The sequence below is a fragment of the Rhodoferax sp. SPJ21 genome (genome assembly GCF_058216335.1).
Genome location: NZ_JBYZMO010000002.1, coordinates 1,440,897 through 1,458,261, shown reverse-complemented (window position 1 = coordinate 1,458,261; position 17,365 = coordinate 1,440,897). Strand labels below are relative to the sequence as shown.

17 protein-coding genes are annotated in these 17,365 nt (G+C 62.9%); 5 read left to right on the top strand and 12 right to left on the bottom strand.

Features of this window, described 5'->3' with window-relative positions:
* Positions 1-232 precede the first annotated feature (232 nt).
* Positions 233-1,441, top strand: coding sequence for an FAD-dependent monooxygenase (locus AC4BBN_RS14720; RefSeq protein WP_490592713.1), 1,209 nt, complete (start codon positions 233-235; stop codon positions 1,439-1,441).
* A gap of 59 nt (positions 1,442-1,500) precedes the next feature.
* Here AC4BBN_RS14720 and kynA read toward each other — a convergent pair whose 3' ends face one another.
* From kynA to AC4BBN_RS14695, 5 genes are all read right to left on the bottom strand, one after another.
* Positions 1,501-2,340: a tryptophan 2,3-dioxygenase gene (gene kynA / locus AC4BBN_RS14715; RefSeq protein WP_490592712.1), complete on the bottom strand. Its 840-nt coding sequence runs from the start codon at positions 2,338-2,340 to the stop codon at positions 1,501-1,503.
* Positions 2,341-2,353: 13 nt separating this feature from the next.
* A complete protein-coding gene (gene kynU / locus AC4BBN_RS14710) occupies positions 2,354-3,640 on the bottom strand; it encodes a kynureninase (protein ID WP_490592711.1) in 1,287 nt (428 codons plus the stop codon).
* Between the two features lie 29 nt (positions 3,641-3,669).
* Positions 3,670-4,296, bottom strand: coding sequence for an arylformamidase (gene kynB / locus AC4BBN_RS14705; RefSeq protein ID WP_490592710.1), 627 nt, complete (start codon positions 4,294-4,296; stop codon positions 3,670-3,672).
* A gap of 220 nt (positions 4,297-4,516) precedes the next feature.
* Positions 4,517-5,428, bottom strand: a complete 912-nt coding sequence (gene argF / locus AC4BBN_RS14700) for an ornithine carbamoyltransferase (protein ID WP_490592709.1) — start codon at positions 5,426-5,428, stop codon at positions 4,517-4,519.
* Positions 5,425-6,627, bottom strand: coding sequence for an aspartate aminotransferase family protein (locus tag AC4BBN_RS14695; protein WP_490592708.1), 1,203 nt, complete (start codon positions 6,625-6,627; stop codon positions 5,425-5,427). The genes argF and AC4BBN_RS14695 overlap by 4 nt, the downstream gene beginning before the upstream one ends.
* Before the next feature lie 281 nt (positions 6,628-6,908).
* Here AC4BBN_RS14695 and AC4BBN_RS14690 point away from each other — a divergent pair, with 281 nt between their 5' ends.
* Positions 6,909-7,226 carry a DUF3579 domain-containing protein gene (locus AC4BBN_RS14690; protein ID WP_490592707.1) on the top strand — a complete coding sequence of 106 codons (318 nt, stop codon included), beginning with the start codon at positions 6,909-6,911 and terminating at the stop codon, positions 7,224-7,226.
* Positions 7,227-7,396: 170 nt separating this feature from the next.
* Here the strand turns inward: AC4BBN_RS14690 and rpsT are convergent, their stop codons facing one another.
* Complete coding sequence (gene rpsT, locus AC4BBN_RS14685; RefSeq protein WP_490592706.1) at positions 7,397-7,702, bottom strand: 30S ribosomal protein S20; 306 nt, start codon at positions 7,700-7,702, stop codon at positions 7,397-7,399.
* Positions 7,703-7,796: 94 nt separating this feature from the next.
* Between rpsT and murJ the strand changes: the two genes are divergently transcribed.
* Both murJ and AC4BBN_RS14675 read left to right on the top strand, forming a co-directional pair.
* Entirely contained in the window at positions 7,797-9,362 is a 1,566-nt protein-coding gene (gene murJ / locus AC4BBN_RS14680) for a murein biosynthesis integral membrane protein MurJ (protein WP_490592705.1), read from the top strand.
* Positions 9,363-9,407: 45 nt separating this feature from the next.
* Complete coding sequence (locus AC4BBN_RS14675) at positions 9,408-10,259, top strand: SirB1 family protein (RefSeq protein WP_490592704.1); 852 nt, start codon at positions 9,408-9,410, stop codon at positions 10,257-10,259.
* Between the two features lie 69 nt (positions 10,260-10,328).
* Here AC4BBN_RS14675 and AC4BBN_RS14670 read toward each other — a convergent pair whose 3' ends face one another.
* The 6 genes from AC4BBN_RS14670 to AC4BBN_RS14645 all read right to left on the bottom strand — a co-directional run bounded on the left by AC4BBN_RS14670 (position 10,329) and on the right by AC4BBN_RS14645 (position 16,362).
* Positions 10,329-11,615, bottom strand: coding sequence for an MFS transporter (locus AC4BBN_RS14670; protein ID WP_490592703.1), 1,287 nt, complete (start codon positions 11,613-11,615; stop codon positions 10,329-10,331).
* Between the two features lie 134 nt (positions 11,616-11,749).
* Positions 11,750-13,012: a radical SAM family heme chaperone HemW gene (gene hemW, locus AC4BBN_RS14665; protein WP_490592702.1), complete on the bottom strand. Its 1,263-nt coding sequence runs from the start codon at positions 13,010-13,012 to the stop codon at positions 11,750-11,752.
* Positions 13,009-13,611, bottom strand: coding sequence for an RdgB/HAM1 family non-canonical purine NTP pyrophosphatase (gene rdgB, locus AC4BBN_RS14660; RefSeq protein WP_490592701.1), 603 nt, complete (start codon positions 13,609-13,611; stop codon positions 13,009-13,011). Before rdgB ends, hemW begins: the two co-directional genes overlap by 4 nt.
* 43 nt (positions 13,612-13,654) lie before the next feature.
* Entirely contained in the window at positions 13,655-14,383 is a 729-nt protein-coding gene (gene rph / locus AC4BBN_RS14655) for a ribonuclease PH (RefSeq protein WP_490592700.1), read from the bottom strand.
* Positions 14,384-14,452: 69 nt separating this feature from the next.
* Positions 14,453-15,358, bottom strand: coding sequence for a PP2C family protein-serine/threonine phosphatase (locus AC4BBN_RS14650; protein WP_490592699.1), 906 nt, complete (start codon positions 15,356-15,358; stop codon positions 14,453-14,455).
* Positions 15,355-16,362, bottom strand: a complete 1,008-nt coding sequence (locus AC4BBN_RS14645) for a serine/threonine protein kinase (protein ID WP_490592698.1) — start codon at positions 16,360-16,362, stop codon at positions 15,355-15,357. The genes AC4BBN_RS14650 and AC4BBN_RS14645 overlap by 4 nt, the downstream gene beginning before the upstream one ends.
* 74 nt (positions 16,363-16,436) lie before the next feature.
* Between AC4BBN_RS14645 and AC4BBN_RS14640 the strand changes: the two genes are divergently transcribed.
* Entirely contained in the window at positions 16,437-17,354 is a 918-nt protein-coding gene (locus tag AC4BBN_RS14640) for a YicC/YloC family endoribonuclease (protein ID WP_490592697.1), read from the top strand.
* The last annotated feature ends 11 nt before the right edge of the window (positions 17,355-17,365 follow it).

Genomic DNA, 17,365 nt, shown 5'->3' with positions numbered 1-17,365 from the left:
CATCGAATGTCTTGAACTACGGGGTTATTCTTATTAGCTTTACAGCATACTTTCATCGATTTTTCGGTGATCACAAAGCTGCCCTCTCTTGCTACGTATTCTCCATTATGGGCTTTTTTTGATACAGATCGATTCAACGCCGGATGTAACAGAGACCCTATTGCCGCGCTGAAACTCACGGCTTTCATCCCTTCAGAGGAATGCACGCCTACACACGGCAAAATCCAACCATATGGATACACATGTAGTGGTTGCCGGCGGCGGCATCGGAGGAATGGCGGCTGCACTGGCTTGCAGCCTTGCCGGACACAAAGTCAGCTTATTTGAGCGTGCCAGCACATTTAGCGAAGTCGGTGCCGGCATACAGATTGGCCCTAACGTCGTACGCCAGCTCAACCAATGGGGACTGGACACGGCTCTGCAGGGCGTGGTCGCTTTCCCGCACCGACTGCAGGCCCGCGATGTACGCAACGGCGCGGAGCTAGGCGTTTTATCGCTAGGACGGGCCATGCAGCAGCGCTACGGCGCCCCTTACGCCACGGTACACCGCGCCGACCTGCATACCGTGCTGCACACGGCGGTACAACAGCAAACCAGCGCAGAGCTACACACGCACCACACCCTCAAGCAGTTCCAGCAGAACGACGACGGCGTACAGGTACGCTGGGCAGAGCACGCCGACTCTGCCAGCAACGGGCATTCCGGTGATGTACTGGTCGGCGCCGATGGCCTGTGGAGCCCTGTGCGCCAGTGGCTGCTACAAGACGGCCCACCGCGCGCCACCGGCCACCTGGCCTACCGTGCGCTGGTGCCGCAGGCCCAGCTGCCAGCCCAGCTGCGCTCACAGCAGGTTACCGCCTGGCTGGGTGACAAGCTGCACGTGGTGCAGTACCCCGTGCGCCGGGGTGAATGGCTGAATGTAGTGGCCATTGTGCAAAGTCCCTGGCCGGGGCCTGCCGACAGCCTGGAGCAATGGGACCACAGCGCCAACGCCGCCGACCTGCGCGCCAAGCTGATGCACGCCTGCGCGCCGCTGCAAGACCTGGTGCAAGCCATAGACGGCTGGCGCCTGTGGGTGCTGTGCGACCGCCCACCCATGGCCGGAGCCCACCAGCATGCGCAAGGCCGGGTGGCATTGTTGGGCGATGCCGCACACCCCATGCGGCCCTACCTGGCCCAAGGCGCGGGTATGGCGATTGAAGATGCGGCCGCGCTAGCAGCCGCGCTGGGCTCGGGCCAGCCTATCCCGCAGGCGCTGCAACACTATGCGCAACAGCGCTGGCAGCGCAATGCCAAGGTCCAGGCCCGGGCCGTGCGCAACGGTCAGATATTCCACGCCACCGGCCTGGTGCGCTGGGGCCGAAATCGCGCCATGCAGCTGGGCGGTGAACGGCTGATGGACCAGCCCTGGCTGTACGGCTACACGCCGCCCACCCCGTAACCGCTACAAACTTCATAGCTGCCAGCGCAGGTATTATCTGCGCCAGCGCCCTAAAAAGCTTACAAGTTGGTGCGCAGTGTCCAAATCTCGGGGAACAGCACCACATCCAGCATCTTGCGCAGATAGCTCACGCCACCGGTGCCGCCCGTGCCACGCTTGAAGCCAATCACCCGCTCCACCGTGGTGACGTGGCGGAAGCGCCAAAGGCGGAACGCATCTTCCAGATCGGTCAGCTTCTCGCCCAGTTGGTAAATGTCCCAGTGCTCACGCGGGTCGCGGTAGGCCACCAGCCAGGCCTGCTCCACGGCTGCGTCGGCCACATAGGGCTGGGTCCAGTCGCGCTGCAAGTGACTGGCCGGGATGGCTAGGCCGCGCCGGGCCATCAGGCGCAGCGACTCGTCGTACAGCGAAGGCGCCTCGTATGCCGCCTGCACCAGCGCCAACAAATCTGGCCGGTGCGCATGCGGCTTGAGCATGGCCGCATTCTTGTTGCCCAGCGCAAACTCGATACAGCGGTACTGCGCACTCTGGAAGCCGCTGGAGCTGGCCAGGTAGGGCCGCATGGCGCTGTACTCGGGCGGCGTCATGGTGGCCAGCACATCCCAGGCATGCACCAGCTGGGCCATGATCTTGGACACGCGTGCCAGCATCTTGAAGGCGCTGTGCAGATCGTCTGCCGCCACGCAGCGCATGGCCGCATGCAGCTCGTGCAGCATCAGCTTCATCCACAGCTCGCTGGTCTGGTGCTGGACGATGAACAGCATCTCGTCGTGCGCCGGCGACAAAGGCTTTTGGGCGCCCAGCACCGCATCCAGCTGCAGGTAGTCGCCGTAGCTCATAGACTGGCTGAAGTCCAGTTGGGCCTTTTCTTCCTGCACGATGTTTTCGCCAGAGTTCATGGGGCAGCCCATCTCAGGTCACCGCGTGCTTCTGGTTGAACTCAGGCTGGCGCCACTCCTCGCTCTCCAGCACCTGCTGCAACTGGTCCACCGCGTTCCATACGTCCTCATAGCCCAGGTACAGCGGCGTGAAGCCAAAACGCAGGATGTCCGGGTGCTGCGCACCATTGCCGGCGCGATAGTCGCCAATCACGCCGCGCGCGATCAGCGCCTGCACGATGGCGTAGGCACCGTCGGCCTTGCTCAGGCAGACCTGCGAACCCCGTTTGGCATGCTCGCGCGGGGTGGCCAGGCCCAGCCCGTAGCCGGCGCAGCGCTGCTCTACCAGTTCAATGAACAAATCGGTCAGTGCCAACGACTTCTGGCGCAGGGTCTGCATGGCGCCCTGGTTTGGCACGATGCGGCCGGCCGCGTCGAACACATCCAGCCCGCATTCCAGCGCCGCCAGGCTGATCATGGGCTGGGTGCCGCACAAGTAGCGCGTCACGCCGGGTGCGGGCCGGTAGTCGGGGGTGAATTCAAACGGCGTGGCATGACCCCACCAGCCAGCCAGCGGCTGCCAGAAGCGCTCTGCATGCGCAGGGTTCACCCATACAAATGCCGGCGCGCCGGGGCCACCGTTCAGGTATTTGTAGCCGCAGCCAACCGCGAAGTCGGCCTTGGCACCAGTCAAATTCACCGGCACTGCGCCCGCACTGTGCGCCAAGTCCCACAGCATCAGCGCGCCAGCGTCGTGGGCGGCTTGGGTGACGGCTGGCATATCATGCATGGCACCGGTGCGGTAGTTCACATGGGTCAGCATCAGCACCGCGACCTGCGGGGTCAAGGCGGCAGCGATCTCCTCGGGCTCGACCAGTTGCAGCGTGAAGCCGTGCTGGCGGCATAGCGATTCGGCGATGTACAGATCGGTAGGGAAGTTGCTGCGCTCGCTAACCACCAGCTTGCGCTGCGGCGCATCAGCAGCGGCCATGTTCAGCGCGGCGGTCAACACCTTGAACAGGTTCACCGAGGTGCTATCGGTAGCGACCACCTCGCCCTGGCCCGCGCCAATCAGCGGCGCAATCTGGTTGCCCAGGCGCTGCGGCAGGTCGAACCAGCCGGCGCTGTTCCAGGACTTGATCAGGTCGGTGCCCCACTCCTGCGTCACCACCTGGGCGACACGGGCGGCGGTGGCTGCGGGCAGCACGCCCAGCGAGTTGCCATCCAGGTAAATCACGCCGGGCGGCAGGCTGAAATGGGCGCGCAGCGGCGCCAGCGGGTCCAGCGCATCCAGGCGCAAACAGTCATGCAAAGTGGTCACAGTTCTTCCTTTTCAAATTCAAAGCGGGGTCAAAGTGAGCGCAGCACGGCGCGCACGGGGGAAGCGTCTGCGGTCATCAACTTCAGCGGCAGGGCGATGAGTTCGTAGTCGCCCTCGGGTACGGCGTCGAGCACCAGGTTTTCCAGTACGCGCAGGTTCAGGCGGCGAATGGTCTGGTGGCTGTCCAAGGTCTTGCTGCTGGCCGGGTCGATGCTGGCGGTGTCGATGCCGATCAGCGTCACGCCCAGAGCGGCCAGGCGCTCTACGGTGTCGGGGGCATAGGCAGCCAGGTCGCCGTCCCAGCGGTCCACCGGCATGTGCTGGTAGGTACGCACCAACACACGGGGCGGCAGGTCGTGCACGGCATGGGCCAGATGCTCCCACAGCACCAGCGGGCCACGGCCAATGCAGTGGATGACACGGCACGGGCCCAGGTAGGGTGTGAGATCGACCGCGCCGATTGCCTGGCCCTGCGGGTCGTAATGCAGCGGCGCATCGGCGTGGGCGCCGACGTGGGGCGAAAGGGTCAGCGCGCTGACGTTGACCGGGCAAGCCGGCGAGATGGTCGCCGTCCACTGCTGTTGGTACGGCGTATCACCCGGAAACACCGGGCTGCCAGGGGCTACGGGGGGTGAAATATCCCAGAGGTTTTGCATAGTGCGGCGAAGGTATCACCGCTAAAAACCGCGTGGTGTCGGTTATTTCCAACAGCCTGTAAATTCTGAAACCCGGGCCACATGGGCAGGCCGTGGCGCGCGAACGCTGCTGTGCCAGCAGGTCTATTCATATACAAAAATAGCCTCTGGCGCAGGTATTCTCTGCGCGAGAAGCTATGAAATAAATAGCACCCAGCCTGTCGGCCAGGTGGCTTGCAACTTATGCCACCCGTCCGAGCAGCAGGTACTCCATGAGCGCCTTTTGTACGTGCATGCGGTTCTCGGCCTCGTCCCATACCACCGACTGCGGGCCGTCAATGACGTCGGCCTCGACCTCTTCGCCGCGATGGGCGGGCAGGCAGTGCATGAACAGTGCGTCCGGCTTGGCGGCGCGCATCATTTCGGTATCCACGCACCAGTCGGCAAAGGCTAGTCTGCGCGCCTCGTTCTCGGCCTCGTAGCCCATGCTGGTCCACACATCTGTGGTGACCAGATCAGCACCGGCGCAGGCCTGCATGGGGTTCTTGAAGACCTTGTAGCTGTCGCCGGAACGCAGGCCGGCCACGGACTGGTCCACCTCGTAGCCGCTGGGCGTGCTGACGTGCACGGTAAAGCCCAGAATCTCGCTGGCCTGCAGCCAGGTGTTGGCCATGTTGTTGCCGTCGCCCACCCAGGCCACCGTCTTGCCGGCGATGCTGCCGCGCTGCTCGATGTAGGTAAAGATGTCGGCCAGGATCTGGCAGGGGTGGAACTCGTTGGTCAGGCCGTTGATGACCGGCACGCGCGAATGCTCGGCAAATCGTTCAATCTTGGTCTGCTCGAAGGTGCGGATCATCACCAGATCGACCATGCGGCTGATGACCTTGGCGCTGTCTTCGATAGGCTCGGCGCGGCCCAGCTGGCTGTCGCCCGTGGTCAAGTGCACCACGCTGCCGCCCAGCTGGTACATGCCGGCTTCGAAGCTCACGCGGGTGCGTGTCGAGGCTTTTTCGAAAATCATGGCCAGCGTACGGTCCACCAGGGAATGGTGTTTTTCGTAGGACTTGAACTTCTTCTTGATCAGCGCCGCGCGCTCAAACAGGTAGGCGTATTCCTCGGCGGTGAAGTCGCTGAATTGCAGGTAATGCTTCATACGGGTTCTGCCAAAAATTGCTTGACCAAGGGACACAGAATGCCGACCAGCTCGTCGGCCTCGGCGGCCGTCATGATCAGAGGGGGCACCAAACGGATCACGCTGTCGGCCGTGACGCTGATCAGCAGGCCTGCATCTACCGCTCGCTGGGCCAGCACGCCACAGGGACGGGCCAGTTGCACGCCAATCATCAGGCCCTGACCGCGCACTTCCACGAAGCCTTCCACGCCCGCCAATTCACGGCGTAACGCAGCTTGCAGGTGCTCACCGACGGTGGCCGCGTTCTCCAGCAGGCCTTCTTCTTCCATGATGCGTATGGTTTCCACCCCGGCGCGCATGGCCAGCGGGTTGCCGCCAAAGGTGGTGCCGTGGTTGCCCGGCTGGAAGATGTTGGCGGCCTTGGGGCCAGCGACAACCGCACCCACCGGAACGCCCGAGCCCAAGCCCTTGGCCAGCGGCATCACGTCGGGCTTGATGCCCGCCCACTGGTGGGCAAACCATTTGCCGGTACGGCCCATGCCGCACTGCACTTCGTCGATCATCAGCAGCCAGTCGCGCTCATCGCAGAGCTTGCGCACCTGTTGCAGGTATTCGACGCGCATCGGGTTCACACCGCCCTCGCCCTGGATGGTCTCGAAGAACACCGCCGTCACATTGGGGTTGCCCTCGGTCGCCTTCTTCAAGGCCTCGATATCGTTCAGCGGCACGCGGATGAAGCCTTCAACCATGGGGCCAAAGCCCTTCTGGATCTTCTCGTTACCGGTGGCGCTGAGCGTGGCGATGCTGCGGCCATGGAAGGCCTTTTCATAGACCACGATCTCTGGGCGTTCAATGCCCTTGTCGTGGCCGAACTTGCGCGCCAGCTTCAGGGCGGCTTCGTTGGCTTCCAGGCCGGTGCAGCAGAAGAATACGTTGGTCATGCCCGACAGTTCCACCAGCTTAGCGGCCAGTTTTTCCTGGTTAGGTATGTGGTAATAGTTGCAGCTATGGATGATCTTGCCGATCTGGTCCTGCAGGGCCGGCACCAGCTTGGGGTGGTTGTGGCCCAGGGTGTTGACCGCGATGCCGCCCAGACCATCCAGGTAAGACTTGCCGTTCACGTCCCACACACGCACACCTTGGCCATGCGACAGCGCAATCGGCAGTCGGCCATAGGTGTTCATGGTGTGGGGTGAGGAAGCCTCAATGAAAGCGGTCATGCAGTTCTCCAAAATAAACGGGGATTCAGGGTCAACAGAACCGCTGAAACGCAATTTTAGGCGCAGAGATTGCAAGGTTTTTTGACAATTGCGCATTACTGCAATGCTTTACGCCCCCAGCAAGCCCCCACAAAAAGACCTGAGTCTTATATAAGATACAATTCTTGTGCGCTGCAACAAAGCACCGCAGACAGGCCTATTGCCGCTATGATTCGGTCCATTGCTGCCTCGCAGAACTCCCATCTGGGATGCACCAAACCCCTACTCAAAAGCCCCACCTGATGGTTTCCAACGCTGCCAAAGAAGTCTTTATCCAAGGTGTCACGAGCAACGGAAAAGCCTTCCGCCCCAGTGACTGGGCCGAGCGCCTGGCCGGCGTATTGAGCCAGTTTCGCCCCGGTGGCGCCCAGCCCGGCAGCCACCTCAGCTATTCCCCCTGGTGCGTGCCCACCACCATCAACGGCATCAAGTGCGTGATCCTGAACCACGAACTGCGCGACTACGACGTGATGGCCTGGGACTTCGCCATCAACTTCGCACGCGACAACGGCCTGCAAGTGGCTGAGGCCTGCCTGATCCCCGACGCCACGTCCAAATAAGGCACCGCCCCCCCTAACCAGGGGCTGGCAACACCAAACAAACCCGGCCCCATAACGAAAAAACCGCCAGAGCTTGCGCTCTGGCGGTTTTTTGCTGTGCTGGCAGCGCACCCACAAAACGGCGGACTAACTAGCTCGCGCTAAGCAGTCCGGGCGGTTTGCTTAATAAATTAAGCGGCTACAGGTGCGGCGCCCAGCGCCTTCACCTTGGTGCTCAGGCGGCTCTTATCGCGAGCTGCCTTGTTCTTGTGGAAGATGCCCTTGTCGGCAACCGTGTCCACCACAGCTTGCATCTTGGCAAACAGTTCGGTGGCTTTGGTCTTGTCGCCAGCGAGAACGGCTTTTTCAACGTTCTTCACAGCGGTACGGTATTTGGAACGCAGCGAGGTGTTCGCAGCGTTGATCTTGATGTCCTGGCGGACGCGCTTGCGGCCGGAGGCCAGGCGGGGGTTCTTTTTCTTAGGCTTGGTTGCCATAATATGATTCCTTAGGTGTTAGAGGATGTTGCCAGCAAAGCCCACGATTATAGCAGGCACCTGCACACCGAGGCTGGCGGGCTACACTCAACGGGTGAGCCTCTTCAAATCTGCATCCACCATATCCCTGCTGACCCTGGCCTCCCGCGTGGGCGGCCTGGTCCGCGACCAGCTGTTTGCCGCCACCTTTGGCGCCAACGCCATGACCGACGCGTTCTACGTGGCGTTCCGCATTCCCAACCTGTTCCGCCGCCTGTTTGGCGAAGGCGCATTCAGCCAGGCCTTTGTGCCGGTGCTGGCGGCCAGCAAGGCCACCCATGGGCTGGATGCCACCAAGCAACTGATAGACCACGTAGCCACCTTGCTAACCTGGGTGCTGGCCATCACCTGTGTGCTGGGCGTTACAGGGGCGCCGCTGCTGGTGTGGGGCATGGCCGGCGGCCTGCAGCAAGAACCGCAGGCCTACGCGGCAGCCACCGTGATGACGCGCTGGATGTTCCCCTACATCCTGTTCATTTCGCTGGTGTCCATGGCCTCGGGCATTCTGAATACCTGGCGCATCTTCGCTGTGCCCGCCGCCACGCCAGTGCTGCTGAACATCGCCATGATTGCCGCAACCTTCTGGGGCACGCCCTGGTTCCGCAGCCACGGCATAGAACCCATTTACGCGCAAATCATCGGCGTGATGCTGGGCGGCCTGCTGCAGCTGGGCGTGCAAATTCCCGCCCTGAAACGGCTGGGCCTGTTTCCCAACATAGGGATCAGCTGGGCTGCCGTGCGCACCGCTTGGGCGGACGAAGCTACTAAAAATGTAGCAAAACTGATGGTACCGGCGTTACTGGGCGTCGGCGTGGCGCAGATTTCCATCTTCATCAACACCCAGATCGCCTCGCGCCTGGCCCCTGGCAGCGTGAGCTGGATCAGCGGCGCCGACCGCTTGATGGAATTCCCCACCGCCATGCTGGGCGTGGCCCTGGGCGTGGTGCTGATGCCGCAGCTGGCCGGTGCCCGCGCGGCCAACGACCCCAAACAATACTCCGCCATGCTGGACTGGGGCCTGCGCCTGGTGGTGCTGCTGGCCGTACCCTGCTCGGTGGCGCTACTGACCTTTGCCACGCCGCTGGTGGCCGTTATCTTCCATTACGGCGTGTTTGCCGAAAGCGATGTGGAACAGACCGCCCGCGCGCTGATGGGCTGGGGCGTGGGGCTGCTGGGCGTGGTGGCCATCAAGGTGCTGGCCCCCGGCTTTTATGCCAGCCACAATATGAAAACGCCGGCCCGCATTGCGGTGGCGGTGCTGGTGATAACCCAGGTCTTCAACTTCGTACTGGTGCCGGTATTCCAGCACGCGGCGCTGACCCTGTCGGTCGGCCTGGGCGCGATGGTGAACGCCTGCTGGCTGCTGATTGGGCTGCGCCAGCGCGGCAGCTACCAGCCGCTGCCAGGCTGGTGGAAGTTCATTCTGCAGGTGCTGGCGTCAAGTGCCTTGCTGGCAATCTTCCTGCTGTGGGCGGCGAATGCCGTGCCCTGGACCCATTACGAGCACGCAAAATTGGAACGAATTGGGCTTCTGGCGCTTGTACTACTTGCATCAGCAGCTATTTATTTCGTAGCATTGTGGGCATCTGGCTTAAAGATACGTAAACTTCTGCGGCATTGAGTCCCGTAGCTTGACGACGCCCCCACGCTCCACTACAAAGACGTTATGCAGATCCGCTTCGAAGCACCCACCGCACTTGAATACTTTGCCTCGTTGGTGCAAAGCGACGAACAGCTGCCCTTGCTCGAGGCGGCGGCCAGTTTGGCGCAAGACGAATACCCCGAATTGGACATGGAACAGGTGCTGGGCGATATGGACCAGCTACTGGCCCGCTTGAAGCGCCGCCTGCCACCCGACTCCGCCCCGCTGCAGCGCCTGCGCTCGCTGAACCAGTTCTTCTACCGCGACCTGAACTTCGGCGGCAACGTCAACGACTATTACGACCCAGACAACAGCTACCTGAACGCGGTGCTGCGCACCCGCCGGGGCATCCCCATCTCCCTGGCCGTGCTGTGGATGGAGCTGGCCCAGGGCATAGGCCTGGCGGTGCGTGGCGTGGCATTCCCCGGCCACTTCATGGTCAAAGTCAACCTACCCAAGGGCCAGGTGGTGATGGACCCGTTCACCGGCCAGTCACTGAGCCGCGAAGAGCTGTCCGAGCGGCTGGAACCCTTCATCCGCCACAACGGCCTGGTGGACGACTTCGAAGCCCCGCTGGGCCTTTACCTGCAGGCCGCGCCCTCGCGCGACATCCTGGCCCGCATGCTGCGCAACCTGAAGGACATCCACACCTCGCAAAGCGACTGGGTGCGCGTGCTGGCCGTACAAAACCGCCTGATCGTGCTGCTGCCCGAAGCCTGGAGCGAATACCGCGACCGGGGCCTGGCCCATGCCGCACTGGGCAACAGCGCCCAGGCCGTAGTCGATCTGGAAAAGTACCTGATCTGCTCGCAAGACGCGCTGGACCTGGACAGCATCTCCGAGCGCCTGAGCAGCCTGCGCCGCGCCCGCAACTAGGTGCGACGGCCCCTACCCTAAGCCGCTAGGCCTGGGCCTGGACCTCACGGCGAAAAGGAATAAGTCGGATCAGTGCGCCAGCTCCGCTACCGCGCGCTTGCGGTACAACACCAGGGTGGCGATCAGCCCGCACACAGCGGCAAACGACATCCACATGGCCGGCGCGGCCTTGTTGCCGGTGGCCTCGATCAGGCCTGTAGCGATGGCCGGGGTGAAGCCGCCAAAGATCGCGGTCGCCAGGCTGTAGGCCAGCGAAAAACCCACGGTACGCACCTCTACCGGCATCACCTCGGTCAGCGCCACCACCATCGCGCCGTTGTAGCTGGCGTACAGAAAGGACAGCCACAGCTCTACCGACAGCATCTTGGAAAAGCTGGGGTCGGCCGTCAGCCAGGCCATGGCCGGGTAAGAACTAACGATGGTCAGCACCGTGAAGAACAGCAAAATCGGGCGCCGGCCAATCCGGTCCGACAGTGCGCCCATCACCGGCAGCCAGATGAAGTTGGAAATGCCCACACACAGCGTCACCACCAGCGCGTCGGTGGTGCTCAGGTGCAGCACGCTTTTGCCAAAGGTGGGGGTGTAGACCGTGATCAGGTAGAACGACACCGTGGTCATGGCCACCAGCATCATGCCGGCGATCACCAGGCCCCAATTGTCCAGCATGGAGCGGAAGATGGCCCGCGTGTCAGGCCGGTGCTTGCGCTGCTTGAACTCCTCGGTTTCCTGCAGCGAGCGGCGCAGCACAAACAGCACAGGCACGATCATGCAGCCCACGAAGAAAGGCACGCGCCAGCCCCAGTCGCCAATCTGCAGCGGCGTCAGCCAGATGTTCAGCGCGTAGCCCAGCGCAGCGGCGACGATGATGGCCACCTGCTGGCTGGCCGACTGCCAGCTTACATAAAAACCCTTGTGGCCCGGCGTGGCCATCTCGGCCAGGTAGACCGACACGCCGCCCAGCTCCACACCCGCCGAGAAGCCCTGCAGCAAGCGCCCGGTCAGCACCAGGGCCGGGGCCAGGTAGCCGATGCTGGCATAACCCGGTACGCAGGCGATCAGCACCGTGCCAGTGGCCATCAGCGCCAGGGTCACGATCAGGCCTTGCCGCCGCCCCACGCGGTCCACATAGGCGCCCAGGAAGATGGCGCCCAGCGGCCGCATCAGAAAGCCCGCGCCAAAGGTCATGAAGGTGAACATCAGCGACGCAAACTCATCCGCCGCGGGGAAGAAGGTCTTGGCGATGTAGGTGGCGTAAAAGCCGAACAGGAAGAAGTCGAACATCTCCATGAAGTTGCCACTGGTCACCCGTAAAACGGTGCCGAACTTCGATGCAGAGGGAGCGGTAGAGGTACGCATGCGGGGCTCTCGAACGGTGGCGGCATGCGCCATCCGCAACGGGGTGGCGACATACACAGCGCGATTAATTGTCTAGACAATTTTATCGGCGCACCTAGCAAACTACCCTGCACTCACCCCAAGTACACAAGACTTTACCCAGAGCGCCCTGGAGGCGTATCGGCCAGAAACAGCGCCTGCAAATCGCTCAAGAAGTCGAAGCCACGCTCGGTAGGCCACACACGCACGCCATCCCGCTGCAGCAGGCCCTTGCTCTCGCCCTCGGCCAGGCCCTTCTGGATGCGGGTCAGCGGCAGGCCGGTGCGCTCGGTGAATTGCGGCAGCTCGAAGCCATCGCGCAGGCGCAAGGCGTTCAGCATGTATTCGAAGGGTAGCTCGGCGCGCGCGATGTCTTCGTCCTGGGTCACGGCATTGCCAGCCAGGGCGTTGTCCATGTACAGCTTGGGTTCGCGAAAGCGCACCTGGCGCACGATGCGGTGGGCAAAGCTGAGCTTGCTGTGCGCGCCCGCGCCAATGCCCAGGTAGTCGCCAAACTGCCAGTAGTTCTGGTTGTGCACGCAGGCGTGGCCAGGCAGAGCGTAGGCCGAGACTTCGTAGCGATACATGCCGGCGGCCCCGGTCATCTCGGTGATCTTGTCCAGCATGTCGTAGCCCAGGTCGTCCTCGGGCACCTGGGGCGGGAACTTGGCGAAGTAGGTATTGGGCTCGATGGTCAGCTGGTAGATGGAGATGTGTTTAGGCCCTAGCGCAAGCGCTGTCTGCATATCCCGCTCTAAATCTTGTAGCGTCTGGCCGGGCAGTGCGTACATGATGTCGAGGTTGAAGGTATCAAACGACTGCGCCGCCTCCTGCACCGCTGCCAGCGCCTGGGCGCTGTCGTGCACGCGGCCCAGGGCCTTCAGATGCGCGTCATTGAAGCTCTGCACGCCGACCGACAAACGCGTCACGCCTGCGCCACGGTAGGCGCGGAAGCGGTCTTTCTCGAAGGTACCGGGGTTGGCCTCCATGGTGATTTCGCAGTCCGGCTCCAGCCGCAGCCGGGCGCGGATGTCGCCAATCAGCCGGTCTATCGCCTGCGGCGAAAACAGACTGGGCGTGCCACCACCGATGAAGATGCTGTGCACCGTGCGGCCCCAGATCAGCGGCAGCGAGGCCTCCAAATCGGCCATCAGCGCATCGATATAGCGCTGCTCGGGCACTTCAGCCGTGGGCACGGGCGCGGCCAGGCTGGCGGCGGGATGCAGGGTCTGCGCACCGTCAGCCCGCAGCTCGTGCGAGTTGAAGTCGCAGTACGGGCATTTCTTCAGGCACCAGGGCAGGTGCACGTAGAGCGAAAGCGGCGGCAGCGCGGCCAGCTGCAGCAGGCCGGGGCGCATATAGTGTTGCAGGTCCTTCATGGCAGCCAGCGCTCACGCATCAAGGCCAGCATGGCGCGCGACGACTGGCCGCGGTGGCTGTTGGCGTTCTTCACCTCGGGGCTCAGCTCAGCAAAGGTCTTGCCGAACTGCGGCAGAAACATCACCGGGTCGAAGCCAAAGCCGTTCTCGCCCTGCGGCGCACGGGTGATCTCGCCGACAGCGCGGCCCACTGCGATCAGCGGCTCGGGGTCTTGCGGCGAACGTACGGCCACCAGGGTGCTGACCAGTGCGGCGCGGCGGTTGTCTATGCCCTGCATCTGCTCCAACAAGGCCCGCACATTGTTGTCGTCGCCCTTGGGGTAGCCAAACTGGGTGGCGTAATACGCCGTCTGCACGCCGGGCAGGCCGCCGAATGCATCGACGCACAGGCCGGCATCGTCGGCCACGGCTGGCAGGCCGCTGTGCTCGGCGGCGTGCCGGGCCTTGGCCAGAGCATTCTCAACAAAGGTGTGGAAGGGCTCTGCCGCCTCGGGAATGCCCAAAGCGCCCTGCGCCACCAGTTCCACGCCCAGCGGGGCGAACAGGGCCTGCAGTTCAAACAGCTTGCCCGCGTTATTCGATGCCAATACGATTTTCATAAAAATATGCCTTCAGCGCAGGTATTACCAGCGCAAGCAGCTATTAATTCAATAGCGCCTGTTGTTGCAAACCCATCAGTTCGACGATGCCTTTTTCGGCCAGGCCCAGCAGCGCATCCATCTCGGCGCGGGTGAAGGCCACGCCCTCGGCCGTGCCCTGCACTTCGACGAAATGGCCGGCGCCGGTCATCACCACATTCATGTCGGTGTCGCAGGCCGAGTCTTCGGTATATTCCAGGTCCAGCAGCGGCGTGCCGTCCACAATGCCCACAGAGATAGCGGCGACGCTGTGGGTGATAGGCGTAGCCTTGATCTTGCCGGCTTGCAGCAAGGTGCTGACCGCATCCTGCGCTGCCACAAACGCGCCGGTGATGGCGGCGGTGCGGGTGCCGCCGTCTGCCTGGAGTACATCGCAGTCGATGTGGATGGTGCGCTCGCCCAGCAGCTTCAGGTCGAATACGGCGCGCAGGGATCGGCCGATCAGGCGCTGGATCTCCTGGGTGCGGCCGGTTTGCTTGCCGCGAGCAGCCTCGCGGTCACTGCGGCTATGGGTGGCGCGCGGCAGCATGCCGTATTCGGCGGTCACCCAGCCCTCGCCGCTGCCCTTCTTGTGGCCGGGGACTTTTTCTTCGACCGAGGCGGTGCACAGCACCTTGGTGTTACCAAACTCGATCAGCACCGAGCCTTCGGCGTGGATGGTGTAGCCCCGGGTGATACGCACCGGGCGCAGCTGGTCGGCGGCGCGGCCGCCGTTACGGGCAAATTCAGTCATCAAAATCTCCAGTTGGGGTAAAGCGGAGCAGGCCCAGGCCGACCGCCAGCGCCACATCCGGCATGCGGATCAGCCCCTCTTCGTTGCAGAGCGGCGGATGGCTTCGTTGATCTCGGCAATCGAGCGTTCTATGGCCGCGTCGTCCAGCTCATCCAGTCCGCTGCCGGGTCCGCCGGCCTGGATGGACGACGCAAACACGCCATCCTGTATGGATTCGGTGGAAATGCCACGTGTGGACTCAAAAGGGTCCGGGGTCTCCCACTCTATCGCCATCACGGTGACGTTGTCACTACTGGGGCCAGCCTTGCGCAGCGCCTGCTCCACCAGGTCGGGCACGGCCTCGGACACCGGTGACTGGCAGAGAACGCGCACGATGTCTTCGTCCGGCAAGCTATCCCACAATCCATCCGAGCACAGCATGATCTTGTCGCCCTGGTGCAGGACGATCGGCCCGGTGATGTCGAATACCGGCCGCACCGAGGCGCCCAGACAGGTATAGAGCACGTTGCGGTTCACTGGCCCGGGGGGCGCGCGCCCATCGGAGCGGCTTTGCTCGGCGTAGGAGTGGTCGCGGGTGCGGGTGAGTAACAGGCCGTCGCGCACCACATACAGGCGCGAATCGCCGCAATGCACCCAGGTCGCCGTACTGCCCTGCACCACCGCCGCCACAAAGGTGGTGCGTGGCGAATCCAGCATGCCATTGCGGCCGGCGTAACGCAATATCTGCTCGTGCGCAGCAAGAATGGCAGCGGTCAAAAATTCGGTGACATTGGGCAGCGAAGGCTGGGCCTGCTTCTGGTACAGCGCAGAGGCGGACTGCAAGGCCAGCTGTGCCGCCACCTCGCCCTCCGGGTGGCCGCCCATGCCGTCAGCCAGCAGGAACAGACCAGACTCGCGGGTGTAGCAATAGCCCATGCGGTCTTCATTTTTGGCGCGGCCGCCCTTGCGGCTGACCTGGAATACGGAAAACTTCACTTGGGTGTGGCGCCGATGCCGGTGGCATCACGCACGTTCTTTTTGGTGTCAGACACCAGGGTGTCGAACTGCAGGCGCAGCTTTTCAGCCACGGACAGCTTGGTATAGCGGCGCTCGCCTTCGCGGCTGAGCTCTTTTTGCAGCGCAAACACCGACTGCGGACGCGACAGCGGGTCTACCGACATGCACCACTCCACCACTTCGATCAGGTTGTCGGAGTAGACGCCGCGCAGGCGCGACAGAGCCAAGGCCAGCCGGTCTTTTTCCAGGCGCTGCGGCGCCTCGTTGGGCGGGTAGCCCTGCATGCAGGCATAGATGCAGGCGCCAATGGCGTAGATGTCGGTCCACGGGCCCATGGACGCATCGCGCCGGTACATCTCGGGGGCGGCAAAGCCGGGGGTGTACATGGGGCGGATGAAGTTGCCTTCCTTGTTCAGCACCTCGCGGGCCGCACCGAAGTCAATCAGCACCGCCTTGTTGTCGTCGGTGATGAAAATATTCGCCGGCTTGATGTCCAAGTGCAGCATCTTGTGCTGGTGCACGATGCGCAGGCCGCGCAGGATCTCGTCAAACAGGCTGCGGATGGTGGATTCGCGGAACACCTTCTGCTTGCGCAGGTCGCGCGAGGTGATGATGAAGTCCTGCAGGGTCGCGCCCTCCAGGTAGTTCATCACCATGTAGACGGTTTCGTTCTCGCGGAAGAAATTCAGCACGCTGACCACCGAGGGGTGGGAAATCTGCGCCAGCGAGCGGCCTTCTTCGAAAAAGCTCTTCAGGCCCAGGCGGTAGAGCGACAGCTTTTCGGGCGGAACCTGGGGCAACAGCTCACCAGCAGCACGGGTCGCCAAAGACGAAGGCAGGTACTCCTTCAAAGCCACCTGCCCGCCTTCGTTGTCACCAGCCAGGTACACCACCCCAAAGCCACCGGAGGACAGGCGCCGGACAATCCGGTAACCCCCTACAACAGTGCCTGGCGGTAGCGTGGCAGGTTTAATCTTGGACATAAATTTGGTGGGGAGAGCGGCTCTGCAACGTAACCCAGTTATTCTCGGGCCATTGCAACGATAAGTACCATCTAATGCCAGTTTACAGCATGACCGGCTACGCCAGTGCCCAGCACAGCAGCGCCGCCAACACCCCAGAATCCGAATCCAAAAGCAGCTCCGCGCGGCGCCTGGGGCTGGAAATCCGCTCGGTCAACAGCCGCTTTCTCGACCTGACCTTCAAGCTGCCCGACGAGCTGCGCAGCCATGAACCCGCACTGCGTGAGCGTGTCATGGCCAAGCTCAAACGCGGCAAGGTAGAAGTACGCGCTGCCATCGAAAACACCGCCAGCGGCAGCCTGCCCGACCCGTCGCCGCGCTTGATGCAGCGCGTAAATTCGCTGCAGGACTCGGTCAAGGCCTGGCTGCCCCAGGCAGCGCCGCTCAGCGTGGCCGACGTGATCCGCCTGGCTTCCGGCGAACAAGGCCCGGCCCACGACTGGGCCGACGACCTACTGACTCTGTCCGACACCGTACTGGCTGCGCTGGTAGAAGCCCGTCAGCGCGAGGGCGACCGGCTCGCCACCATGCTCAAAGGGCACATCACCCAGCTGCGCGCCCTGGCCCAGAAAGCCGTGCCCCTGGTGCCGCAGCTGGTGGAGCAACAGCGCCAGCGTTTCCTGGAACGCTGGAAGGAAGCCATGGCACTGACCGACGGCGCCACCCTACCCGAGGCTGCGCAAGACCGAGCACTGACCGAAGCCACCTCTTTTGCCATCCGCATCGATGTGGCCGAGGAACTGACCCGCCTGCATTCGCACCTGGACGAGATGGAACGCATCCTTAAAAAAGGCGGCGAAGTCGGCAAGCGCATGGACTTCCTGATCCAGGAGCTGCACCGCGAAGCCAACACCATGGGCAGCAAGTCTGCCGCACTGGAGTTGACCAAGATTTCCGTGGATATGAAGGTGCTGATCGAGCAGATGCGCGAGCAGGTGCAGAACGTCGAGTAAAAAACTCGGTG

Excerpts from the sequence above, each read along its gene's own strand:
- AC4BBN_RS14720 (WP_490592713.1), top strand. The coding sequence starts at position 233 with ATGGATACACATGTAGTGGTTGCCGGCGGCGGCATCGGAGGAATGGCG.
- kynA (WP_490592712.1), bottom strand. The coding sequence starts at position 2,340 with ATGAACTCTGGCGAAAACATCGTGCAGGAAGAAAAGGCCCAACTGGAC.
- kynB (WP_490592710.1), bottom strand. The coding sequence starts at position 4,296 with ATGCAAAACCTCTGGGATATTTCACCCCCCGTAGCCCCTGGCAGCCCG.
- argF (WP_490592709.1), bottom strand. The coding sequence starts at position 5,428 with ATGAAGCATTACCTGCAATTCAGCGACTTCACCGCCGAGGAATACGCC.
- AC4BBN_RS14695 (WP_490592708.1), bottom strand. The coding sequence starts at position 6,627 with ATGACCGCTTTCATTGAGGCTTCCTCACCCCACACCATGAACACCTAT.
- AC4BBN_RS14690 (WP_490592707.1), top strand. The coding sequence starts at position 6,909 with ATGGTTTCCAACGCTGCCAAAGAAGTCTTTATCCAAGGTGTCACGAGC.
- rpsT (WP_490592706.1), bottom strand. The coding sequence starts at position 7,702 with ATGGCAACCAAGCCTAAGAAAAAGAACCCCCGCCTGGCCTCCGGCCGC.
- AC4BBN_RS14675 (WP_490592704.1), top strand. The coding sequence starts at position 9,408 with ATGCAGATCCGCTTCGAAGCACCCACCGCACTTGAATACTTTGCCTCG.
- AC4BBN_RS14670 (WP_490592703.1), bottom strand. The coding sequence starts at position 11,615 with ATGCGTACCTCTACCGCTCCCTCTGCATCGAAGTTCGGCACCGTTTTA.
- hemW (WP_490592702.1), bottom strand. The coding sequence starts at position 13,012 with ATGAAGGACCTGCAACACTATATGCGCCCCGGCCTGCTGCAGCTGGCC.
- rdgB (WP_490592701.1), bottom strand. The coding sequence starts at position 13,611 with ATGAAAATCGTATTGGCATCGAATAACGCGGGCAAGCTGTTTGAACTG.
- rph (WP_490592700.1), bottom strand. The coding sequence starts at position 14,383 with ATGACTGAATTTGCCCGTAACGGCGGCCGCGCCGCCGACCAGCTGCGC.
- AC4BBN_RS14645 (WP_490592698.1), bottom strand. The coding sequence starts at position 16,362 with ATGTCCAAGATTAAACCTGCCACGCTACCGCCAGGCACTGTTGTAGGG.
- AC4BBN_RS14640 (WP_490592697.1), top strand. The coding sequence starts at position 16,437 with ATGCCAGTTTACAGCATGACCGGCTACGCCAGTGCCCAGCACAGCAGC.